Origin of the sequence: Paenibacillus sp. P22, assembly GCF_000469945.2 — a bacterium.
Lineage (GTDB): Bacteria > Bacillota > Bacilli > Paenibacillales > Paenibacillaceae > Paenibacillus_O > Paenibacillus_O humicus.
On record NZ_CBRA020000112.1, the window covers coordinates 1 to 4,160 of the forward strand.

Here is a 4,160-nt window from a genome sequence, read left to right on the forward strand (position 1 = left end):
CCGCGAAGCCCGGCGCGAGCCGAGCGAGCCGCCTTCAGCGGCAGCGGCTTCCTCCGCCTGAGTCCACTCCTCGTCCATGACCGCCGCCTGGGCTGCCTTGGCATCCCGCAGCGCGTCGATCTCGGCCAGCTGCGGCAGGATGGAATCCACCAGACTGAAGGGCGGCGTGACCTTGGGCAGTTCCTCGAGCTCTTCGGAGAGCCTCTGAAGGCGCTCGAACAGCTCCTGGTCGTCCGGGCAGTTCTTGAGATGCTCCATCAAGAGCACGCGTTCATGCTCGTCAAGATCGCCGTCCAAATATCGATTCATAACCTCTACCACCTCTTGACAAGTCATCCTCGGACACCACCTTTCTGATAGTCATGCAGCAGCGTCTGAAGCTGTTGCCTGGCCCGGAATAAATAGGATTTCACCGTATTCAGCGGAAGATCGAGGGAATCCGCGATTTCGTTGTACGAGAAGTCCTGCAAATAACGGAGCACGACAACGGCTCTGTGGTGATCCGGAAGCTTGTCGATTGCTTCTCGAATATCTTTGGCCGCATAGGCGGACAATACTTCCTCTTCCACGTCCTGCTTCTCCCGGAAGACCATATCATGCTCTTCGATGGACACGACGGGCTTGGTGCGCCGGAACTTGTCGATGCAGATGTTCGTGACGATTCTCTGCACCCATGTCTTGAACTGTGCTTTTTCCTCGTAGGAAGTAATTTTGGTATAAATGCGAATGAGCGCTTCCTGGGAAGCGTCCAGCGCGTCCTGCTCGTTGCCCAGTATATAATAGGCCGTCCGATATACGTGATTTTCTATTTCGCGCAATAGGGACACGAGAGCGTCGCGATCGCCCTGTTGAGCGGCTCGTATGAGACCAGGCTCTACCACGAAGGTTCCCCCCTCTCTTGCACCCGTACTGACGCGCGCCTGGCGCGAAAGGTTGCAGGGCAAGCATAAGTAATATAAAAAAAGTTAGTTATGGTAAATAATGCCGCGAATGAAAATGAAGCAGGCATTTACCACCCAACAATAGCAAAAAAAAACTCCCGGCGTATAGACGCCGGGAGCGGGAGTCATTGGGAACGGCCGGAAGAGCGGAATTGCAGCCGCTTTCAGGCAAGACGATGGACCGATTTCCTTTCGATCAGGCTGACCGGAACGACATGCTGCCCGGTGCCGGCCTGACCCTGCCGCAGCCTTCGGATGAGCAGTTCCGCCGCCGTTCGGCCGATCTCGTCGTAATTCTGCCCGACTGTCGCCACCGGAATATGCAGCATCTCGCAGATCGGATTGTTGTCGAACCCGAAGATGGACAGATCGTCGGGAATCCGCATGTCCAGCTGCTGGGCATAGAGCAGAAGCTGGACCGCGATGAGGTCGTTCTCCACCTGCACGGCCGTAATGCCGTTCTCCCGGTAGCCGTTCAGCAGCCCGCTGAAAAAGGCGGTTTTTCCGGCTGCCTTCAGCTCCTTGCTCGCGCCGAGCCGGACCAGCTCGGGAAGGATGGGAACCCCGCGGTCCTTCATGGCCTTGCAGTACCCGAAGTAGCGGCTGCGCACCGAGGAGACCGACTCGATGGCCGCATTGCTGAAGAAGGCGATGCGCCGATGGCCCAGATCGATCAGCCGGGATACCGCCTCGTACACGCCTCCGAAATTGTCGGAGACGACAGAGGGAATCGGCATGCCGGGCATCTCCTTGTCGATGGTCACGATCGGAAAATCCATCAGGTACAGCCGGTTGAGCCGCTCGAAGCTGCAGGAGTCGTTGAGCGGATACAGGATGACGGCCGAGCTGCCCCGGCCCGGCATCGATTCCAGCAGCTCTTCTTCCAGCGCCGGATCGCTGTTGCTCGTATGCACGCTGAGGTGATAGCCGAGCCGGTTGAGGTAATCGGAGGCTCCGCGAATATAACCGACCATGGCTCCTTCATCGAGATGAGGCAGAATCATGGAAATGATCGGGCCCGGCTCCACTTCCGCAAATGAAAGCGGAGCCGGCGTCTGGCGCTCCGGCGCCGCCTCCGCCCTCTTCACGAAGCTGCCGCTGCCTTGAATCCGGTAGATGTAGCCTTCCCGTTCCAGCTCCTCCAGCGCTCTGCGGGTCGTGATCCGGCTGACGCTGTACAGGGACGAAAGCTCGTTCTCGGTCGGCAGCTGCTGATCCGGCTGATAGTCTCCCTGATCGATTTTGGACTGCAGCTCATCCTTGATGACGGAATAGAGCGGTTTCTGGGATTTGCTCACTGACATTATTCACATCCTGCCCTTGAAGCACCGGGTTGTGCCGCTGCCGGCGAAGCCCGTTGTCGTGATTTCATTGTACATGAAAACAGCTCAACCGGCTACGAGCCGGAGCCGCTCCGCCCCCGGAAGGAGGCGGCGTCCGGACCCGGCTCCGCCGCTTGTCTGCCTGCTCAGCTACTTCACGCTTTGATAGCGTTCATACTGGCCTTTCTTGATCGCCAAATAATCCTGGGCGCCCATTTTGTCCAAAGTCGCGACATACTCATCCCAGCCGCTGCCAAAGTCGGCCTGGCCCGTGACGAATTTCACCCTCATCTGCTGGATGTACTTGTTGATGTCGGTCAAGATGGCCGCCTGCTTTTTGGCTTCCTCCGCAGTAGGGGAAAATTCGGGCCACACTTCCTCCGGCAGGAACTGCTCGAGCTCCGCCGCATTCGTCTTGAAGTCCTCGTCCACCGTCTTGCCCTTCACGGCGGAACGAAGCTCCATATCAGGCTCCGCGTACGGGTAGCCGCCTCCATATACGTTGTCTACGTATTGGAACGCTCCAAGCTGGACGCCGCCCTTGTAAGTGCGGATTTCTTCGCTGTACTGGGGCTTGCCGTCCACCATCGTGTACGTTTCTCCCTCGATGCCGAAGTAGCCGAACTTGCTTCCTTCCTCGCCGTAGAAATAATCGACCCACTCCATCGTTTCCTCCGGATGCTTGTTGGACTTGGTGATTGTGAACGAGGACGTCTGCCGGGTCATCGGATCCATCCAGTTCACGACCTTGTCCCCATGCGGCCCGGCCAGCACGTTGATGCCGATATAGTCCTTGGCTCCGATCGTGCCGATATAATGCGGATCTCCCCAGGAGAAGGCCCCGACCTTGCCGGCCGAGCCGTCGGCCGCCCACTGGGCGTATTCATAGCCGGAATAGTTGAGCTGCGGCAGCGTGCCGTCCTTGAACAGTCCATTCAGGTACTGCAGCACCTCCTTGTACTTCGGATCGTTGAAGATGAGCTTGACCTCGCCGTCCGAATCCTTGTAGATCCAGCTTGCCGCCCCCTTGTACGCCTCCGTTCCCCATGCCGAAGCTGCCGTACAGCTGCCGCTCGAACATGCCGTTGATAAAGCCCGTCGGCATGACCCAGCCCATCTCGTCGTTCGGATCCCCGTTGCCGTTGGCGTCCTTCTCCTTGAACGCCTTGAGAGCCGCCTGCAGCTCATCCGTCGTCTTGGGCACCTGCAAGCCGAGATTGTCCAGCCAGGTCTTGTTGATGTAGAGCCGTATGGACCGGTACGGAAGGGCCGTATCGATGTACGGCAAGGAATAAATATGGCCGTCCGGCATCGTGATCGCCTTCTTGACCTCCGGATTTTTCTCGAACCATTGCTTTAGATTGGGAGCATGCTGCTCGATGAGGTCCTCCAGCGGAAGGAACAAGCCCTGCTCCCCGTACTTGACGAGCTCGGAGCTGCTGAAGCCGGTCTGGTAGAACGCGTCCGGAAGCTTGCCGGAGGCGAGCATGACGTTTTTGCGCTCCGCCGAGCTCTCGCCCGGAATCTCTTCCCACTCGATATGGATGCCGGTCTTTTCCTCGTATTTCTTCCACATCCACAGGTCCTTCGAAGCCGGATGGACGTCCGTGAAGCTGTCCCGCGCCATTTTGAGCGTAATTTTGCCTTCCTTGCCCCCGCTTCCGCTATCCCCGCTCCCCGCGGAATCGCCGCCGCCCGACTGACAGCCGGCCAGAATCGCCACGGCGAGCCCTCCGACCAATCCCTGTTTCACCCATGCGTTTTTCACGTCTATTCCCCCTGTCGCATTATAGGGCAGACTTGCCTGTCTGCCGTCTAGCCTTTGATCGCGCCGAGAGAATGCCTTTTTCAAAAAATTTTGACAATAACGGATAAAGAATCAGCAGAGGCAGCGAGG

5 protein-coding genes are annotated in these 4,160 nt (G+C 58.1%); all 5 read right to left on the reverse strand.

Going from position 1 to position 4,160, the window contains the following annotated elements:
- Positions 1 to 336, reverse strand: a 336-nt coding sequence (locus BN871_RS15985; protein ID WP_198158055.1) for an anti-sigma factor, incomplete at its 3' end; no start/stop codon positions are given.
- Entirely contained in the window at positions 333 to 881 is a 549-nt protein-coding gene (locus BN871_RS15990) for an RNA polymerase sigma factor (RefSeq protein WP_048747286.1), read from the reverse strand. The genes BN871_RS15990 and BN871_RS15985, both read right to left, overlap by 4 nt.
- 224 nt (positions 882 to 1,105) lie before the next feature.
- The gene (locus tag BN871_RS15995) at positions 1,106 to 2,245 is read right to left on the reverse strand and encodes a substrate-binding domain-containing protein (protein WP_232313107.1); all 1,140 of its coding nucleotides are present in this window, start codon (positions 2,243 to 2,245) and stop codon (positions 1,106 to 1,108) included.
- A gap of 168 nt (positions 2,246 to 2,413) precedes the next feature.
- Positions 2,414 to 3,214 carry a hypothetical protein gene (locus tag BN871_RS29145; RefSeq protein WP_232313109.1) on the reverse strand — a complete coding sequence of 267 codons (801 nt, stop codon included), beginning with the start codon at positions 3,212 to 3,214 and terminating at the stop codon, positions 2,414 to 2,416.
- Complete coding sequence (locus BN871_RS29150) at positions 3,147 to 4,031, reverse strand: extracellular solute-binding protein (RefSeq protein ID WP_232313111.1); 885 nt, start codon at positions 4,029 to 4,031, stop codon at positions 3,147 to 3,149. Before BN871_RS29150 ends, BN871_RS29145 begins: the two co-directional genes overlap by 68 nt.
- Positions 4,032 to 4,160 lie beyond the last annotated feature (129 nt).